The sequence below is a fragment of the Caballeronia sp. NK8 genome, assembly GCF_018408855.1.
GTDB lineage: Bacteria > Pseudomonadota > Gammaproteobacteria > Burkholderiales > Burkholderiaceae > Caballeronia.
Genome location: NZ_AP024322.1, coordinates 1,477,574 through 1,495,227, shown reverse-complemented (window position 1 = coordinate 1,495,227; position 17,654 = coordinate 1,477,574). Strand labels below are relative to the sequence as shown.

21 protein-coding genes are annotated in these 17,654 nt (G+C 64.5%); 5 read left to right on the top strand and 16 right to left on the bottom strand.

Going from position 1 to position 17,654, the window contains the following annotated elements; genetic code table 11:
• Window positions 1–76 precede the first annotated feature (76 nt).
• Entirely contained in the window at window positions 77–358 is a 282-nt protein-coding gene (locus NK8_RS07205; protein ID WP_162065623.1) for a hypothetical protein, read from the bottom strand.
• 257 nt (window positions 359–615) lie between these two features.
• Here NK8_RS07205 and NK8_RS07200 point away from each other — a divergent pair, with 257 nt between their 5' ends.
• From NK8_RS07200 to NK8_RS07190, 3 genes are all read left to right on the top strand, one after another.
• Window positions 616–912, top strand: coding sequence for a PsiF family protein (locus NK8_RS07200; RefSeq protein WP_162065622.1), 297 nt, complete (start codon window positions 616–618; stop codon window positions 910–912).
• Window positions 913–1,133: 221 nt separating this feature from the next.
• Entirely contained in the window at window positions 1,134–1,604 is a 471-nt protein-coding gene (locus tag NK8_RS07195) for a hypothetical protein (RefSeq protein ID WP_213228365.1), read from the top strand.
• A 402-nt stretch (window positions 1,605–2,006) separates the two neighbouring features.
• Complete coding sequence (locus NK8_RS07190) at window positions 2,007–2,597, top strand: YSC84-related protein (RefSeq protein WP_162066805.1); 591 nt, start codon at window positions 2,007–2,009, stop codon at window positions 2,595–2,597.
• A gap of 93 nt (window positions 2,598–2,690) precedes the next feature.
• Here the strand turns inward: NK8_RS07190 and NK8_RS07185 are convergent, their stop codons facing one another.
• The 9 genes from NK8_RS07185 to mltG all read right to left on the bottom strand — a co-directional run bounded on the left by NK8_RS07185 (window position 2,691) and on the right by mltG (window position 11,664).
• Window positions 2,691–3,761: a glycosyltransferase family 4 protein gene (locus tag NK8_RS07185; protein ID WP_213228363.1), complete on the bottom strand. Its 1,071-nt coding sequence runs from the start codon at window positions 3,759–3,761 to the stop codon at window positions 2,691–2,693.
• Window positions 3,762–4,011: 250 nt separating this feature from the next.
• A complete protein-coding gene (otsA, locus tag NK8_RS07180; protein ID WP_213228361.1) occupies window positions 4,012–5,397 on the bottom strand; it encodes an alpha,alpha-trehalose-phosphate synthase (UDP-forming) in 1,386 nt (461 codons plus the stop codon).
• Window positions 5,398–5,473: 76 nt separating this feature from the next.
• Window positions 5,474–6,697 (bottom strand): mechanosensitive ion channel family protein, encoded by a 1,224-nt coding sequence (locus NK8_RS07175; protein ID WP_213228359.1) that lies wholly within the window; start codon window positions 6,695–6,697, stop codon window positions 5,474–5,476.
• Window positions 6,698–6,832: 135 nt separating this feature from the next.
• The gene (locus NK8_RS07170; protein WP_014191314.1) at window positions 6,833–7,189 is read right to left on the bottom strand and encodes a Rap1a/Tai family immunity protein; all 357 of its coding nucleotides are present in this window, start codon (window positions 7,187–7,189) and stop codon (window positions 6,833–6,835) included.
• A gap of 122 nt (window positions 7,190–7,311) precedes the next feature.
• Complete coding sequence (locus tag NK8_RS07165; RefSeq protein WP_225936224.1) at window positions 7,312–8,088, bottom strand: ankyrin repeat domain-containing protein; 777 nt, start codon at window positions 8,086–8,088, stop codon at window positions 7,312–7,314.
• A 54-nt stretch (window positions 8,089–8,142) separates the two neighbouring features.
• The gene (locus NK8_RS07160) at window positions 8,143–8,928 is read right to left on the bottom strand and encodes a TatD family hydrolase (RefSeq protein ID WP_162065617.1); all 786 of its coding nucleotides are present in this window, start codon (window positions 8,926–8,928) and stop codon (window positions 8,143–8,145) included.
• Between the two features lie 48 nt (window positions 8,929–8,976).
• Window positions 8,977–10,014: a DNA polymerase III subunit delta' gene (locus NK8_RS07155; RefSeq protein ID WP_213228357.1), complete on the bottom strand. Its 1,038-nt coding sequence runs from the start codon at window positions 10,012–10,014 to the stop codon at window positions 8,977–8,979.
• Window positions 10,015–10,032: 18 nt separating this feature from the next.
• Window positions 10,033–10,653 carry a dTMP kinase gene (gene tmk, locus NK8_RS07150; RefSeq protein WP_162065615.1) on the bottom strand — a complete coding sequence of 207 codons (621 nt, stop codon included), beginning with the start codon at window positions 10,651–10,653 and terminating at the stop codon, window positions 10,033–10,035.
• Window positions 10,654–11,664 (bottom strand): endolytic transglycosylase MltG, encoded by a 1,011-nt coding sequence (gene mltG, locus NK8_RS07145; RefSeq protein WP_213228355.1) that lies wholly within the window; start codon window positions 11,662–11,664, stop codon window positions 10,654–10,656. It lies immediately after the preceding gene.
• Window positions 11,665–11,779: 115 nt separating this feature from the next.
• Here mltG and NK8_RS07140 point away from each other — a divergent pair, with 115 nt between their 5' ends.
• Both NK8_RS07140 and NK8_RS07135 read left to right on the top strand, forming a co-directional pair.
• Entirely contained in the window at window positions 11,780–12,778 is a 999-nt protein-coding gene (locus NK8_RS07140) for a folate-binding protein YgfZ (RefSeq protein WP_213228353.1), read from the top strand.
• Window positions 12,779–12,790: 12 nt separating this feature from the next.
• A complete protein-coding gene (locus NK8_RS07135; RefSeq protein ID WP_213228351.1) occupies window positions 12,791–13,609 on the top strand; it encodes an NRDE family protein in 819 nt (272 codons plus the stop codon).
• Here NK8_RS07135 and NK8_RS07130 read toward each other — a convergent pair whose 3' ends face one another.
• The 6 genes from NK8_RS07130 to NK8_RS07105 all read right to left on the bottom strand — a co-directional run bounded on the left by NK8_RS07130 (window position 13,610) and on the right by NK8_RS07105 (window position 17,649).
• Window positions 13,610–13,879 carry a hypothetical protein gene (locus tag NK8_RS07130; protein ID WP_225936223.1) on the bottom strand — a complete coding sequence of 90 codons (270 nt, stop codon included), beginning with the start codon at window positions 13,877–13,879 and terminating at the stop codon, window positions 13,610–13,612.
• A 62-nt stretch (window positions 13,880–13,941) separates the two neighbouring features.
• Window positions 13,942–14,901 (bottom strand): alpha/beta hydrolase, encoded by a 960-nt coding sequence (locus NK8_RS07125; RefSeq protein WP_213228537.1) that lies wholly within the window; start codon window positions 14,899–14,901, stop codon window positions 13,942–13,944.
• Between the two features lie 50 nt (window positions 14,902–14,951).
• Window positions 14,952–15,812 (bottom strand): SDR family oxidoreductase, encoded by an 861-nt coding sequence (locus tag NK8_RS07120; protein WP_213228349.1) that lies wholly within the window; start codon window positions 15,810–15,812, stop codon window positions 14,952–14,954.
• Between the two features lie 17 nt (window positions 15,813–15,829).
• Window positions 15,830–16,834, bottom strand: coding sequence for an NADP-dependent oxidoreductase (locus tag NK8_RS07115; protein WP_213228347.1), 1,005 nt, complete (start codon window positions 16,832–16,834; stop codon window positions 15,830–15,832).
• Window positions 16,835–16,861: 27 nt separating this feature from the next.
• On the bottom strand, window positions 16,862–17,341 hold the full coding sequence (locus NK8_RS07110) for a PaaI family thioesterase (RefSeq protein ID WP_213228345.1): 480 nt from the start codon (window positions 17,339–17,341) through the stop codon (window positions 16,862–16,864).
• A 5-nt stretch (window positions 17,342–17,346) separates the two neighbouring features.
• Window positions 17,347–17,649 carry a Dabb family protein gene (locus tag NK8_RS07105; protein ID WP_213228343.1) on the bottom strand — a complete coding sequence of 101 codons (303 nt, stop codon included), beginning with the start codon at window positions 17,647–17,649 and terminating at the stop codon, window positions 17,347–17,349.
• Window positions 17,650–17,654: the final 5 nt, after the last annotated feature.

Sequence of the window (17,654 nt, the reverse complement as noted above, 5' to 3'; positions counted from 1 at the left end):
AACGTTTGCTCGCCGTCGATTCTCGTTGGAGAGGCGCGTGAGGTCAATCGGGCTAACGTGTAGAGCTTTGAGACGTTCAAAGATCTTCGACCGACTGCCCTTCCACCTTGTTGTCGATGATGTCGCGCGCGTAGTCGATGCCCGCGCGCGTTGCATCGATCGGACTGTCGAAGGGTTCCTGTTCGGGCACGCCGAACATGACCGAGCGGCCGCTGTCGCCGTGCGCGCTTCTCGCGATCGTCACGACGATATCGAAGTGACGCGGACCGTCATCCGGTTCGTCGCGCTCCTTCGCGCGCCGCAATGCCTGCACCTTGATTTCGAAGCCTTTGTAATGGTCGGACAGCGGCGTGGACATGAACCGTCTCCTTGAGCGTTGGACATGCGTCGCACGATCATACGTCGGCAGCCTGCTTCGTGCGGATCGGCTGCGATGCACGGAAGAGCATCGTTGATGCCGATCATGAAAGCTTCCTGCAAGCCTCATTCCCGCCCTCCCGATTTCACCCTATGCCGCACACCGTTCATATTGGGTTTGCCATAATGCCTCGGGCGGCATGCCGCTACGGACACCCGCCTCGAAAAATAACCGTCTATCAAATCAGGGAGCGTCACATGACCATTCGAGCCACCGCCCTCATCGCCGTGCTGAGCCTGACGCTCGGTGCGAATGCAGCCTTGGCCGCCAACAGCCAGCAAAACAAGATGTCGGACTGCAACAAACAGGCGGGCGACAAAAAAGGCGACGACCGCAAGGCATTCATGAAGAGCTGTCTGTCGGCAGCGCCGGCCGCCGCCTCCGCGCCGATGACGCAACAGCAGAAGATGACCGCATGCAACAGCCAGGCGGCAGACAAGAAAGGCGACGACCGCAAGGCGTTCATGAAGAGCTGCCTCAGCAACAAGGGCTGATCGCTGGCGGCGACTGCCTTACCGCCGCGCCGTTCGCGCGCGGCGTCTTTCGTAATCACCCGTTTTTGCCGCCGTTATTGCACTGCACCCAAGCAATTGATTCGCACCGTCGTCTTTTTCTCATAAGATGGTGCGGAGGCGGCCCCCTCACCAATACAAGAAACACGCCATCGGCCGCCGCCGTTTCGAGCGAGGCGACACGCCGCGCATGGAGGCATTGGATGGCATGGAGACACAAGAACCGCTGGTTCAGGCGGTGGCTCGTCGTGATCACGTTCTGGTTCGTGCCGGTGCTGATCGTCGCGGTCAATGAAGTGCGCGAGGAGATGGCGTACAACAACGTCGATCTCCAGAAGTCGCTTTCGACCTGGGAGCTGACCGACGCGCAGCGCGCCGCCGGCGCTGCCGGGCGTTGCCACGGGTCGCCCGACGAGGCACGCGCTGCCGGCTGCCCCGCCGATATCCTCGCGGCCAACGCGGTCAGACATCAGGAAGCGCTCGACGAGTTCGCGCATCGCAAGGCGACGCTCGCGGATTACCTCTGGCACGCGTTCGTCGGCTACTGGGTCGTGCCGGCCGCGTTTCTGCTCGTGCTCGGCATGTTGATCGGCGGAATCAGGCGCGCGCTGCGGCGTCCGCAGCATGCGCCGTCGCCCTCGCACGCCGAAGTAAAAACGACGACTCATCCCTGAACGATGGCCGGGTACGGTCGTTGCTACTTGCCTTTGCGGTTTTCGCAATGCCAAAGGGCAAGGCGCACGAAAATTATGCCTGCCTCGAGGTGGCGCGTTCGGGCGAAAACGCCGTTTCTCTTCGGTTTAGTCGAAGCTTCGTCTACCCTGATATGAGACGGATCAAACAATCGAAAGTTTTATGTAATTTACCGTCCCGGCCAGCGGTTAGAGGCCGGGTTCGGAGTAAGCTTCAAGTTCGATTGATCGAGCCCGAAATGTTGCGAAACCTGACAACCCAAGCGTGACAAGGCTGTGGGCGCATGGGACGAGGCTCGTGTTTCACTTTGCTGTGCTATAACTTTGCGTGCCTCACCCTCCCGCTCTTATGGGGTTTCCTAAATTCCACGATGGAGAACAATGATGCAAAGACGAAACTTCATGCTCAAGTCGACCGCCGTTCTGGCACTGGGAGGCCTCGCGCTTGCCGGCTGCACGGCCAATAAGAATACCGGCGCCGAAGCGGCCGCGGGCGCCTCCGATGACCGCCGTGCCATCGACGCCGATGTCGACAGCACCATGCAGCGTCTCTACTCCACCGTAGGCGGCTCGCGCGAACTGGTCGCGAAGGCGCGCGGCGTGCTGGTGTTCCCATCGGTGCTGCAGGCGGGTTTCATCGTCGGCGCGCAGTACGGCAAGGGCGCGTTGCGCGTGGGCGGCGGCACCGTCGGCTATTACAGCACGACGTCCGGCTCGTTCGGTCTGCAGGCGGGTGCGCAATCGAAGGCGCTGATCTTCCTGTTCATGACGCAGGACGCCCTCGACAAATTCCGCAATTCCGACGGCTGGTCGGCGGGTGCGGATGCCTCCGTGGCGCTCGTGAAGATGGGCGCGAACGGCGTGATCGACACGACCACGGCCACGAAGCCGGTCGAAGCCATCGTGCTGACCAACGCCGGTCTGATGGCCGATGTCTCGCTGCAAGGCACGAAGGTGTCGCGCATCAAGTACTGAGCGCGCGCCGTTTCGCGGCGAATGCAAAACCGCCGTGTGACGCGACCTTCGGGTCACGGCACACGGCGGTTTTTTTCTGTTTTTTTCGACCGGTCAGGACGTGGTCGCGCGATCGATCAGCTTGAAGCGCGCACGCTTTTGCGCGCGCACGACCGCCTGGTAGGCGTCGATATATTGCCGCGCCATGCGATGCGACGTGAAGCGCTCCTCGAAGCGCGCGCGCACGCGCTCACGCGGCAACGTGTGCAGCCGGTTCACCGCGGCCACCGCGCCGATTTCATCCTCGACGATAAAGCCCGAGACGCCCTCATCCAGCACTTCCGGCACCGAGCCGCGATTGAACGCGATGACCGGCGTACCGCACGCCATCGCTTCGATCATCACGAGCCCGAAGGGCTCCGGCCAGTCGATCGGGAACAGCAGCGCATGCGCGCCCGACAGGAATTCGGCCTTCTGGCTGTCGTTGATCTCGCCGACGTAATCGACGTACGGCAACTCCAGCAACGGCGCGATCTCGCGCTCGAAGTACTCGTGATCGGCGGCATCGACCTTGGCGGCGATTTTGATCGGCAGGCCGCAACGGCCCGCGATGCGGATCGCGGTATCGACACGCTTTTCCGGCGAAATGCGCCCGAGGAACGCGAGATACTTCTGCTGCACCGGCTGCGGCGTGTAGAGCATTTCAGGCAAGCCGTGATAGACCGTGGTGATCCACTTCGCCTGCGGCAGCGGATGCCGTTGCGAATCTGAAATGGAGACAACGGGCGCCGTGTTGAAGGTATCGAATACCGGCTGCTGCTCGGGCAGATCGAGGCGGCCGTGCATGGTCGTGAGAAACGGCGTCTCCTGACGCTTGAAGAGCGAAAAAGAGTAATAGTCCATATGGAAGTGCAGGACGTCGAACTCCTCGGCGCGCCGGCGCACCAGTTCCATCAACAGCATGTGAGGCGCGATGCGGTCGCGGATCGCCGGATCGAGCCGCAACGCGCGCGGCCACACGGCTTCCAGGTTGGCGCTGGTCTGCGAATCGCCGGTTGCGAAGAGCGTCACCTCGTGCCCGAGCTCGACGAGCGCCTCGGTGAGGTACGACACGACGCGCTCGGTCCCGCCATAGAGCTTCGGCGGCACCGATTCGGTCAGCGGAGCAATCTGGGCAATTCTCATCGTTCTCGTCTCCATGCGGATATCGACGTGCGGCGCCAGGCTTCGCGAGCCGGCCGCGACGCGCATCGAGTATGACAGCGGGCCGTAAGGCGGGGCAACGAGGTTTGCCCTTACGCGTTATTCCGTCTCGCGCTGTCCGTCGATGAGTGTCGTGTTGAACGCATTATCGGGGGCCGATGCGCATATCGCGGGCGATTCTTGCACTTTCATCGCTCTGTTACAGGGGCGAAACACTCGTTTCGCGCGGCGGTTACGCTTTCGGCGCGCCGCGCAGATCCGCGAGAAAGTCGTCGCGCCACACGCCGAGATCGTGCTTGCGCAGCGCCGTCATGTTGGTTTCGTAGCGTTGCTTGCGCTCGGCGAGCGGCATCGCGAGCGCGCGCCCGATCGCCTCGCTGGTGCCGACGATATCGTGCGGATTGACCATCACCGCGCCGGTCATTTCATCGGCCGCGCCCGCGAATTGCGACAGCACGAGCACGCCGGGATCATCGGGATTCTGCGCGGCGACGTATTCCTTCGCGACGAGGTTCATGCCGTCGCGCAGCGGCGTGACGAGCCCGATCTGCGATTCGCGAAACAGCGACATCAGCTTCCAGCGGTCGTAGCGCTGGTTGAGATAGCGGATCGGCGTGTAATCGAGCCCGGAGTAACGGCCGTTGATGCGCCCCGCTTCATATTCCAGGTTCTGGCGGATCTGCTGATAGGTTTCGACGTCCGAGCGCGTCGGCGGCGCGATCTGCACGAGCGTGACGTTGCCGCGCCACTCCGGCGACTTCTCCAGGAAATGCTCGAACGCGCGAAAGCGCTCGACGAGCCCCTTCGAGTAATCGAGCCGGTCCACGCTCATGATGAGCTTGCGGCCTTCGAGACTCTGCTTCAGGTCCATCACGTCCTGACGCGCTTCGCCGCGCTCGGCCTGCTCGGCGATCTCGTCCGGAAACACGCCGATGCGATAGACGTTCGTCCTGAGCTTTCTGCCGAACGCTTCCACGTGTCCGTCGGGCGTCGCGGTGCCGTGCGCGTGCCGCACGATGTAATCATGAAACGCGATGCGATCGCGCTCGGTCTGAAAGCCGACGACGTCATAGCAGCACAGCGACTTCACGAGCTCCTCATGCGGCGGGATGTTCAGGAGAATCTGCGGCGACGGAAACGGAATGTGCAGAAAGAATCCGATGCGATTGGCGATGCCCGCCGAGCGCAGCGCCTCGGCGAACGGGATCAGGTGATAGTCGTGAACCCAGATGATGTCGTCGGGTTCGAGCAGCTTGATGAGCTTGTGCGCGAGCCACGCGTTCACGCGCCGGTAGCCGGTGTATTCGTCGCGCTCATAGACGGCGAGATCGTTGCGATAGTGGAAGACCGGCCACAGCATCGCGTTGGAAAAGCCGCGGTAATACTGGTCGTAGTCCTTCTTCGGCAGGCCGACGGTCGCGAACGTCACCGCGCCGTCCTGTTCGAGCTTTGGCCCCTGGTTCGCGACGGTTTCGCTCACCACATCGCCGCTCCAGCCGAACCAGACGCCGCCGCTGTCCTTCAGCGCGCCGAAGACGCCGACGGCGAGCCCGCCCGCGGAGCCCTTGGTTTCGGTCGGTGTGGCGACCCGGTTGGATACGACGACGAGACGGCTCATATGCTTTCCTTTTCCTCTTCGAACGTTATTTTTCAGGATAAACCCGAAATTTTCGACTGGAGAATGCCGTGTGGGTTCAGGTCTTCCCGGTTGATGCCATCGAATGTGCGCGCGGGTCCGGTCCACTCGGCTCGCCGCGGCTCGCGACCGGATCGGCGGGTGTGTTCGCCGTGCTGGCCGCCTGCGCCGTGCCCGGGCGCTCCAGCGGCGGCGCGAAATCGACGTGGCGGTCCTTGTCCGTCGACAGATCCGCGCGCGCACGCGGCAGATACTGCGGATACGCCGCCTGCACGAAGTTTACGAGCCCTTCGCGCACGCGGCAGCGCAAATCCCAGTTGAGCGCCGAATCGAAGGAACTGACGAGCACGCGCAACTGCATGGCGCGATCGGTGGCGTCGGTGACTTGCAGCACCTGCACGCGTCCGTCCCATTCCGGCGCGTGCGCGAGTATGCGCTCCAGTTCTTCGCGCAGCGGTGCGATCGGCATGCGGTAATCGACATACAGAAACACCGTGCCGATGATCTGCGAGCTGTTGCGCGTCCAGTTCGTGAACGGATTCTCGATGAACCACTGCAACGGCACGATGAGCCGCCGCTGGTCCCAGATGCGGATCGAAACATACGTGCCCGTGATCTCCTCGACGCGCCCCCACTCGCCCTGAATCACGACGACATCGTCGAGGCGGATCGGCTGCGACAGCGCGATCTGCAAGCCCGCGATCAGATTGCCGAGCACGGGCCGCGCCGCGATCCCGGCGACGAGTCCGGCGACCCCCGCCGAAGCCAGCAGGCTCGCGCCGATCTGCCTGACGCTCGGAAACGCCATCAGCGCCGCGCCGAAGCCGATGATCACGATCACCACCATCACCGAGCGCGCGAGCACGCGCGCCTGCGTGTGGATGCGGCGCGCGTTGAGATTGTCGTCGGTGTCGAGCGGATGCGCCTGCACGATCGCCTCGCCCACCGCGCTGGCCGAACGCGCCGCGAGGAACGTGAGCGCGGCGATCAGCGCGACCGTTTCGATATCGCGCAGCACGCCGATCAAAGGCAGCGCATCGGGCGCCTCGAAGATCACGAAGCCGATGCCGAGGATGATGAGCAGGATGAGCGCGGGCGTGTCGATGTAGCGCAACACGACGCTCATCAGCGGATAAGGCCGCGCGATGCGCGTCAGGATGCGCGCGCCGATACGATGCACGCCCACCGCGACGGCCACGGCGATGACGGCGACGACCAGCGCGCCGGGCCAGGTGCCGAGCGGCCGTTCGGCGAGATTCAGGAAGTGATCGAGTGGGAGCATGAGCGTCGCGAAGATCAGCTTCGTGAAAGTGGAGGCGGCGAAGTGAATACGAAGGCCGCATCGCACGGATGCGGATCGCCGCGCGATGCAGCGCGACGCCAGGACGCCCGATGGCGCCCCGGCGTCAAAAGACGATCAGCGTTCCGCCTTGCAGGGAAACGCCTTGCCGAGACCGAGCGAGACCATCGTGGTCGCGTTGAAATCGGCCTTGTCGGGATTATTGGCGATGTACTTGCGCACCGCGTCCGTGAGTTGCTGCGGCTTCACGTCCGCCGGCAGGCAGAAATACTGGCCGATCTGCGGCCCGGAGGTTCCGCCGATCGCCTCGATCGTGTTGTAGATGCCGTCCGCCGCGCCTTCGATATAGGCCGCGCAGGCGGTTCGCGAATTGGGATCCGTTTTGGTGCAGAGCTTGTTCAGATCGTTGCCGGTAAACGCGAACGCGCACACGGGCGTTGCGAGAGCACAGGCGATGACGAATTCCCGCAGCATGATCTTCCTTTTATGTTGAGCGGCGGCTCGTGTTGGGGCGACGGGTTCGGGGCAATCGGGGCGATTGGGACGATCGGCGGCCGCGCCTGACCGCCCTCGCCCCGTTCGAATTTCGCGCTGCGCTATTTTGCACCGTTTGAGCCGCTTTGCGGAGCGCCGCCGCCACCGCCTGCGCCTTGAGGCATCGAATCCAGGCGTGCCTGCAGACCCTCTGCGACGTCCCGCGCCTCGTACTTGCGCGCGAAGTCCACCGCCGTCATGCCGAGCTGGTTCTTCACGCGCAGATCCGCGCCTTCGTCGAGCAGCAGCTTGCAGGTCGAAAGATGATTGCCGCGCGCCGCCATCATCAGTGGCGTCGTGCCGTTCGGCGAGCCCGCGTCGATGTACGCCGAATGATCGACCAAAATCTTCACGATGTCGTCATGACCGTTGGTTGCCGCGTAGTGCAGCGGCGTCCAGCCCTTCTTGTTCACTTCGGCGTCCTTCGCGATCAGCAGATTCACGAAGGTGGCGTCGCCGTTGAGCGCGGCGAGCATCATCGCGTTTTCGCCGGCGGGGTCGGTTTTCTCAAGATCGGTCTTCGGATTGTCGGCGAGCAACTGGCCGACCTTGTCGGACTTCTCGCGCGCCGCGATCACGATGATCGGCGTGCCGGTGTTGTCGACCGTATTCGGGTCCGCGCCCTGCGCGAGCTGTTTCTTGACGGCCGAAATGTCGTCGAACTTGACCGCCTTGATGAGCGAGTCCACGGACGCGGCCCAGACCGGCTGCGCGATCGCGCACGCCGCGAGCAGCGTGCCGGCGACCAGACCGCGCACGGCACGGCGCGCAGCGCGTGCGCGGGAAACGTCAGGCGCGCTCGACGCGGACAGGATGGAAACCATCGGGGAATTGTTCATAAGTGACCTTCGGATTGCCTTGAAACAGTTTTTTTGCGCGCGGTCCGGCCGCCCTCAGGCTGGCTGCGCGATCTTGAAGAGCCGGAAGAAGTTGGCGGTGGTGGCTTGCGCGACGGCCTCTTCCGGCTGCTCGCGCAACTGCGCGATGAAACGTCCGACATAACTCACATACGCAGGTTCATTCGGCTTGCCCCGATACGGCACCGGCGCGAGATACGGCGAGTCGGTTTCGATCAGCAGCCGCTCGATCGGCACGCGCCGCGCGACTTCCTGCACATCCTTCGCGTTCTTGAACGTGACGATGCCCGACAGCGAGACATGGAAGTTCTGCGCGAGCGCCTTTTCGGCGACGTCCCACGGCTCGGTGAAACAATGCATGACGCCGCCGGGCACGTCGGCGCGCTCTTCGGCCATGATGCGCAGCGTGTCTTCCGACGACGAACGCGTATGGACGATGAGCGGCTTGCCAGTCTGGTGTGCGGCACGAATGTGCGTGCGAAAACGTTCGCGCTGCCATTCCATCTCGTCGATGCTGCGCCCTTCCAGCCGATAGTAATCGAGCCCCGTCTCGCCGATCGCGCATACCTTCGGGTGCGCAGCCAGTTCGACCAGCTCGGCGACGCTCGGCTCCTTCGCGTCCTCGTGATCCGGATGCACGCCGACGGAGGCATACACGTTCTCGTACCGTTCGGCGATGTCGAGCACCGAAGGCAGCGTTTCCAGATCGACCGACACGCAGAGCGCATGCGTGACCGAGTGCGCGCGCATCTTGTCGAGCACGTCGGGCAGACGGTCGGCGAGCCCTTCGAAGTTGATATGACAGTGTGAATCGACGAACATCCGGTGCTCCTTGATGCAATTCTTTCGCTACGGCGCGGCGCGAACGCGTCAGGCCGTATAAATCCCGCGATACCCGATGAACAGTTCCTCGAACACGAGGCGCGCGTTGAGCGGATGGTTCTCGACCGCGCGCTGACGCGTGACGGTCTTCATGTAACGAGCGAGCGCGGCGGAATCGGCGCTGTGCGCGCAGCGGGCGAGCGCTTTCGCGGCGCCGGGAAAATAGCGCGGCCGGCCCGCCGTGCGCTCCGCAAGCAAGTCGTAAAGCCAGCGCTGCAGCCAGCCGAGCACGAGCGGCACGGGCACTTTCTGCAGATTCTCCCCGCACGCGAAGGCGTCGCAATTCGGTCCGGCGGCCAGTTGCGCGAGCGCGAAGTCGCGCAAGGCGCGGTGCTCGTCGTTCGCCAGCGCAAGCGCGGCAAGCGGCGCGCCGCCTGCCTGCGCGAGCAGCCCCGCCGGATCGTCGACGCCCTGCGATGCGAGCCACGCGCTCGCTTCCGTCTGCGGCGGCACGCTCATCGGCCACTGCCGGCAGCGGCTGATGATGGTCGGCAACAGCCGGTCGACGCGCGCCGACACCAGCAGGAACACCACGCCCGAAGGCGGTTCCTCGAGCGTCTTCAGGAGCGCATTGGCCGCCGCGACATTTAGCGCCTCGGCCGGATACAGCAGCACGACCCGCAGGCCGCCCCGATGCGAGCCGACGCCGCAGAAATCCAGCAGCGCGCGCACCTGCTCGATCTTGATTTCCTTGCTGGGCGTGCGAGTCTTCTTGCCCTCGTCGCCGTCCGTTTTTTCGGCCGAGTCGGTGGCGTCGGCGCCTCCGGCCGCGAGCCCGGCGAGCGCTTCAGGCAGCACGGAACGGTAGTCGGGATGGTTGCCCTGCGAAAACCACAGGCATGCCGGACACGCGCCGCACGGCTCGTGGTTCGCCGTGGGCGCTTCGCACAGCAGGCCCTTCGCCAGATGCTGCGCGAACTGAAGCTTGCCGATGCCGGCCTCTCCGTGCAGCAACAGCGCATGCGGCCAGTGCGCGCGCAAGTGCTGGAGACGTTGCCAGTCATCGGTTTGCCAAGGGTAAATCATCGATATTTTCAAGTAAAATCAGAGGCTTGAGACTACTTCTTCAAGTCTTTTGCGAATATCGCCGATCGCACGGGTCGAATCGACGATGACAAAGCGCTGCGGCGATTCCGCCGCGCGGCGCAGATACTCGCTGCGCGTGCGCTCGAAAAACGCGTCCGACTCGCTCTCGAACTTGTCCGGCGCGCGGGCCGCGGAGCGACGCTCGCTTGCGGTGTCGGTCGGCACGTCGAAGAGCACGGTCAGATCGGGCTGGAAACCGCCCTGCACCCAGCGCTCCAGCGCTTCCAGCTTGTCGCGCGGCAGGCCGCGCCCACCGCCCTGATACGCGAAGGTCGCGTCCGTGAAACGGTCGGACAGCACCCAGTCGCCATGCGAAAGTGCCGGTTCGATCACCTGCGCCAGATGCTCGCGGCGTGCGGCGAACATCAGCAGCGCTTCGGTTTCCAGATCCATCGGCTGATTGAGCAGGATGCCGCGCAGCGTTTCGCCAAGCGGCGTGCCGCCCGGTTCGCGTGTCATCACGACCTGATGTCCGCTCTTTTCGAGCTTCGCGGCGAGTTGCTGGCGGAACCAGTCGAGATGCGTGGTCTTGCCCGCGCCGTCGATGCCTTCGAACGTGATGAACTTGCCGCGCGCCATTCATTGACCCCGGATGTATTTGTCGACGGCCTTGTTGTGGTCGCCCAGATTGTCGGAAAAGATGCTGCTGCCGTCGCCGCGCGACACGAAATACAGCGCGCCGCTCGCGGCGGGATTGAGCGTGGCGTTCAATGCGGCCACGCCGGGCAGCGCGATAGGCGTCGGCGGCAGGCCCATGCGCGTGTAGGTATTGTACGGAGTGTCCGTCTGCAGATCCTTTTTCTTCAGTTTGCCGCCGTAGGCCGGACCGAGGCCGTAGATCACGGTCGGATCGGTCTGCAGCGGCATGCCGATGCGCAGGCGGTTCGCGAACACCGCCGCGACGAGCGGCCGGTCCTGCGCGCGCCCCGTCTCCTTCTCGACGATCGACGCCATGATGAGCGCCTCGTAAGGCGTCTTGTAAGGAAGATTCTGGGCGCGCGTGTTCCACGCTTCGGTGAGGCGCGACTGCATCAGCCGGTATGCGCGCTTATAGATGGCGAGATCGCTCGTGTCTTTGTCGAACAGATAGGTATCCGGGAAGAACAGCCCTTCGGCCGACGCCTTGTCGACCTCGGCCGCGCCGATCGCCCGCAGCAGGTCGGTGTCGGTCATGCCCGCCGTGTCGTGTTTGAGCGCCGGATTGCCGTCGAGTTCGCCGCGCATTTTCTGCAGCGTCCAGCCTTCGATGACGGTCGCGACATATTCGTTGACGTCGCCGCGTGCGATCTTCTCCAGCACCTCAAAGGGCGTGATGCCGCTCTTGAAAGCGTAATTGCCGGACTTCAACTGTGAGGACAGGCCGAGCACGCGCGTCATCAGCACGAACAGCTCCGGTTCGACCGGCACGCCGCCGCGGTTCAACTGGGCGCTCACGCTGCGCAGGCTGCTGTGGGGCTTGATGGTGACGTCGAGTTCGGGCGTCGACAATTCCATGGGCCGGTTCGCCCACCAGTACACGCCGCCCGCGACGGCCGCCGCGAGCATCGCGGCGAGCACCGCCGCCACGACGCATTTCTTCAGAAAGGACATGCGAAACACGCTTGAGATAAGACCAATATAATAACTTGCCGCCTGCGTCAGAGTCGCTTTCGCCGACCCGAGCCCAAACGATAGGATTGACAGCCGACCACCTCATGCTCATTTCATGAATTCCCAGACCACAGCTCTCGCCGCCTCCGATTACGAATCCGTCAAGACCGCCGGCGCCTACATGCCGCTTACACAGTTCGGCGTGATCGACGTCAGGGGCGAGGACGCCGCCTCTTTCCTGCATAACCAGGTCACGAACGATGTCCAGCATCTCGATGCCTCCACCGCGCGCCTCGCGGGCTACTGCTCGCCGAAGGGCCGCCTGCTCGGCTCGTTCCTGATGTGGCGCACGGCGGACGCGGTGCGCCTCTTGATCGCGCGGGACGTGCAGGCCGCCGTGCAGAAACGCCTGTCGATGTTCGTGCTGCGCTCGAAGGCGAAACTCACCGACGCGACGCCCGAAGTGGCGGCGGTCGGCTTCGCCGGCGATGTGCGCGCAGCGCTTTCCGGCATCTTCGATGCGCTTCCCGACGGCGTGCACGTCAAGGTGGAAGGTCCGCATGGCTCGCTGATCCGCGTGCCGGACGCGGCGCATCGTCCGCGCTTTCTGTGGGTCGGCCCGAAAGCCGACGTCGAGGCGCAACTCGCGAAACTCGATGAAAAACTGCAACGCGCCCCCGAAACGATGTGGGACTGGCTCGATATCCACGCGGGCGAGCCGCGCATCACGCACGCGACGGTCGAGCAGTTCGTCCCGCAGATGGTGAACTTCGACGTGCTCGGCGCGGTGAACTTCAGGAAGGGCTGCTATCCGGGACAGGAGATCGTCGCGCGCAGTCAGTATCGCGGCACGATCAAGCGGCGCACGGCGCTCGCGCACGTCGGCAATCACATCGATACAGCCGTGCCCGGCGCCGAGCTCTTTCATTCCGACGATCCCGGCCAGCCGTGCGGACTCGTCGTCAACGTGGCGCCCGCGGAGAACGGCGGCGTCGACTGTCTGGTCGAGATCAAGCTCGCCGCGCTCGACAACGGCACGGTGCACGTCGGTTCCGCCGAGGGCCCGACGCTCACCTTCGTGCCGCTGCCCTATGCGTTTCCCGTCGATGCCTGAGGCCGCGCGCGCATGTGTCTGATCGTCTTCGACTGGCAGCCCACGGCTTCGCACGACGATGGCCGCGCCTTGCTGACGCTCTCGGCCAACCGCGACGAATTCTTTCGCCGCGATGCCGAGCCGATGCACTGGTGGACGGATGCCCCCGGCGTGCTCGCCGGCCGCGATCTGACGGGCGGCGGAACCTGGCTCGGCGTCTCGCGCGATGGCCGCTTCGCCGCGCTGACGAACTATCGCGCGCCGGATGACATGAAGCCGAACGCACCGACGCGCGGCACGCTCGTGAGCGCGTTTCTCGCGGGCGAGCGCATCGCGCCGCTCGACTATCTGCGCGGCGTGGCGCAAGAAGGACATCGCTATAACGGCTTCAATCTGCTTTGCGGAGACTTCACGCGCCGCGAACTCGGCTGGTACGGCAATCGCGCCGACGCGCCGCCCGCGCTGCTGGACGCAGGCGTGCACGGTCTATCCAACAGTCTCTTGAACACGCCGTGGCCGAAGCTCGTCGCGCAGCGCGAGGCGTTGTGCGATCTGATTCATGCCGATGAGCGTCCGTCGCTCGATGTGCTCATCGAGACCTTGCGCGATCCGCGCATCGCAAACGACGAGCATCTGCCGTCGACAGGGATTTCGATCGAGCGTGAGCGCGTGCTGTCGGCGGCGTTCATCGAAACGCCGGAGTATGGGACGCGCAGCACGACGGCGCTGCGCGTGAGTCCGTCGGCGCGAGGGTTGTCGTTGGACATCAAGGAGCGCAGCGACGATGACGGTTCGCATCGCATCGTGCGGCCGGGAGCGTTCGAGCGGGCGTTTGCGTTCGGGATTGCGTGATCAGCGTTTTCGTAGCGCCAGGCACAAGGACGCGAAGATGACCAGCAGCGCGAAAGCATCGACCGCCGCGAGCACGGGTAGCGGATCGGTCCATTTGTCCATGTTCGTCGTGCGCGCGTAATACGGCGGCCCGTCGCCGTACGCTTCGTTCAGGTTGAGCAGGTTGAATGCGCCGACGAGCGCCGCGATGACGAGCAAGGCGGCGTAAATCGAACAGCGCAACGTTCTGATATGCACAGGAAAACCGGATCGAATGGCAAGGGCCGCCATTTAACGATCCAGCGCGGATTCTGTGCAGGGGAGAATTCGGATTTTCGTCTGCCTTTCGGCAACTACACCCGTTCGAAGGCTGCGCGCAGCGCGCTCACGGCTTCCGCATGCGCCTCGGCGACTTCCGGCACGAAGCCGCCCATCTTGAAGAACTCGTGAATCATGCCTTCGTAGCGCGTGAGCGTGACCGGCACGCCCGCTTCTTCCAGCCGGGCGGCGAACGCGATGTCCTCGTCATAGAGCGGATCGTGATCCGCCGCCGCGATCCACGCCGGCGCGACGCCCTTGAACTCGGGCACGCCGCCCGCTGCGTCGAGCGGTGCGAAGCGCCAGTCGTCGCGGTCGCGGTCATCGCGCAGATATTGCGCGAAGAACCACTGGATCGTTTCGCCCGACAGCAAATATCCTTCCGCGAGCCGCGCATGCGATGCGCTCTTCTGCCACGCGCTCGTGCCCGGATAGATCAGCAGTTGCAGCCGCAAGTCGATGCCCGCGTCGCGCGCGAGCACCGCGCACACGATCGCAAGCGTGCCGCCCGCGCTGTCGCCGCCGATCGCGAGCCGCGCCGGATCGATGCCGAGCGTCGGCGCTTCGCGCGCGAGCCATTGCAGCGCGTCGAATGCGTCGTTCACCGCGACGGGAAACCGGTGCTCGGGCGCCAGCCGATAGTCCACCGATACCACCGCGCAGCCCGCGTCGTGCGCGAGCTTGCGGCACAGCGCGTCATGCGTCGCCACGCTGCCGACCGTGAAGCCGCCGCCATGCAGATACAGCAGCGCCGCTGAAGGCTCGGCCCAGCTCGGTTCGACCGGGTAATACGCGCGCACGCCGATGCTTGCGCCATCGCGCGTCGGCACACGCAGGTCTTCGATGTTGTGCATCGGCAGCGGCGCGATATCGAGAATTTGCGCGCTCATCGCGTAGGCGGCGCGCGCCTGCTGCGGCGTGAGCGTGTGATACGGCGGTCGATTGGCGCGCGCGACCATCTCCAGGATTTGCGCGATCTTCGGATTGAGCGGCATCGGCGGAAAAAGCGTCAAAGGGACACGATCATGCCATGAAGCACGGCCGCCTAGCGCGGCTGCTTCAGCGACATCGGATCGGTCGGATTGCGCAGTTGCGCGATATCGTCGAGCCGCAATTGCACCGACGGCATGATGTTCGGATGCGTGATGACATAGAAGCGCCGTTCGCGCACTGCGTCGAAGGTCAGTTCGGCGATATCGCGCGCCGAGAGCCTGCCGCCCTCCACCGCTCGGGTCAGTTGCCGCGCCGCGAGCTTTTGCGACGCGGTATGGGGCGCCGCGTTGGCGAGTGCTTCGGGCCGCGAGCGTTCGGCATCCGCGATGCCGGTCGGCACGAACGCGGGACATAGCAGCGATACGCCGACCAGCGACGCGCCCGCTAGCCGCAAGTCATGATGCAGCGTCTCCGTCAACGCGACGACGGCGTGCTTCGACGCGTTGTACACGCCCATCGCGGGCGCGGCGAGCAGGCCCGCCACCGACGCCGTGTTCACGATATGCGCCGGCTCGTTCTGTTTCAGCATGATCGGCACGAACGCGCGCAAGCCGTTGGCGACGCCCATCACGTTCACGCCGAAGACCCACTGCCAGTCGTTCGCGCTGTTTTCCCAGACGAAGCCGCCCGCGCCGACGCCCGCGTTGTTGAAGAGCAGATGCGCGCCGCCGTAGGTATCGAGCGATGCGCGCGCGAGCGCTTCGACCTGCGCGGCATCCGACACGTCCGTGGTGACGCCGATCGCATCGCCCCCCTCCGTGCGCACCGCTTCGACGGTCGCGGAGAGTCCGGCGGTGTCGAGATCGGCGAGCACGAGTTTCATGCCGAGCGCCGCCCCTTGCTTCGCGAACGCGCGACCGAATCCGCTGCCCGCGCCGGTGATGACGGCAACCTTGCCTTCGAAGCGATCCACGTGGCGTTCCTTCGTTATCAGACGAGCTTCACCAGCTGCTTGCCGAAGTTCTTCCCGCGCAAGAGGCCGAGGAACGCCTCGGGCGCATTCTCGAGCCCTTCGGCGATGCTCTCGCGAAAATGCAGCTTCTTCGAGACGACGCGCTCGCTCAGTTCCTTCAGCGCCTGCGGCCAGATATCCAGATGCTCGTAGACGATGAAGCCCTGCAGCTTGAGCCGCTGCGTGAGAATGAGCCGGGGCGCGTCCATCGGCAGCGGTTTGCCGTCGTAGCCCGAGATCATGCCGCACACCGCGACGCGTCCGAACGCGTTCATGCGGGCGAGCACCGCATTGAGCACTTCGCCGCCGACATTCTCGAAGTAGCCATCAACGCCATTGGGCGTCGCGGCCTTCAGATCCTCGTACAGCTTGCCCGCCTTGTAGTCGACGCACGCATCGAAACCGAGCGTCTCGACGACATAGCGGCACTTGCCCGCCCCGCCCGCGATGCCCACCGCGCGACAGCCCGCCGCCTTCGCCAGTTGCCCGACGACGCTGCCCACCGCGCCGCTCGCCGCCGACACGACGACCGTCTCGCCCGCCTTCGGCTCGATGATGCGGTTCAGGCCGTACCACGCCGTGACGCCCGGCATGCCGAGCGCGCCGAGATACGCGGACAGCGGCACTTGCGACGTATCGACCTTGTTCAGGCCTCGGCCATCCGACGTGCCGTATTCCTGCCAGCCGAGCACGCCGACGACGCTATCGCCCGTCTTGAACGCCGGATTGCGCGATTCGGTCACGACGCCCACCGTGCCGCCGATCATCACCTCGTTGAGCGGTTGCGGCGCGGCGTACGATTTTGCATCGTCCATGCGGCCGCGCATGTACGGATCGAGCGAAAGATAGTGATTGCGCACGCGCACCTCGCCGTCCTTGAGCGGCGCGAGCGGCGTTTCGACCAGCCTGAAGTTCGACACCGACGCCTCGCCTTGCGGGCGCGACACGAGCCATATCTGGCGATTGATCTGTGCATCTGCCATGCGAATTCTCCTTCGCGATAATGAGGTTCAGGCGTCGCTCGGTCCCGGCGTCGCCTTCGGATCGGAACGCATCTTCTGCCGGACGATGTCGCGCCCGACCGCGAGCCGCTTCATATACTTGAACGTGCCGAGCGCCTTCGCGACGAAATGCCCTTCGCTGTCGCGAATCTCGCCTTCGCAATAGGCCATCGTGGTCGAGCGATGCAGCACGCGGCCGTAGCCACGCAGTTCGCCGCGCCCCGGCTGCATGAAGTTGACTTTCATCTCGACGGTGACGACGCCGATGCCATCGCCCGCGACGCTGCGCGCGGCGAGCGCGAGCGCGGCGTCGAGCAGCGTCATCGTGACGCCGCCGTGCGCGATGCCCCATGTGTTCAGGTGCGTTTCCTGCAGCGGCATGCGTACTTCGCTTTCGCCGTCGGTGGCCTTGACGAGTTGCACGCCGAGCGCGTCGATGAACGGACTTTCGATGGAGACGTTGCTCGCCGGGTTATCGGAAGAGGACATCGCGCTCACACTTCGTAGTCGACGCATTGACGCTCTTCGCGCACCGTCGCGACGAAATCCTTCAGCGCCAGATGCTTCGGATGAACCTGATAGGCTTCGAGCGCGGCTTTGTCGTCGAAGTCGGACACGAGCACGACGTCATACGTGCAATCGAAACCCGGCTGCGCGGTGCCGACTTCGAAATGCCCTTGCCCCTTCACGATGCTGCGGCAGGTTTCGAGTTTCGCCTTCAGCTTTTGAGCATTCTCGGCGCGGCTCGCGCCCTCGGCGTTTTCCTTCAGCTTCCACATGACGATGTGACGTAGCACGGCGA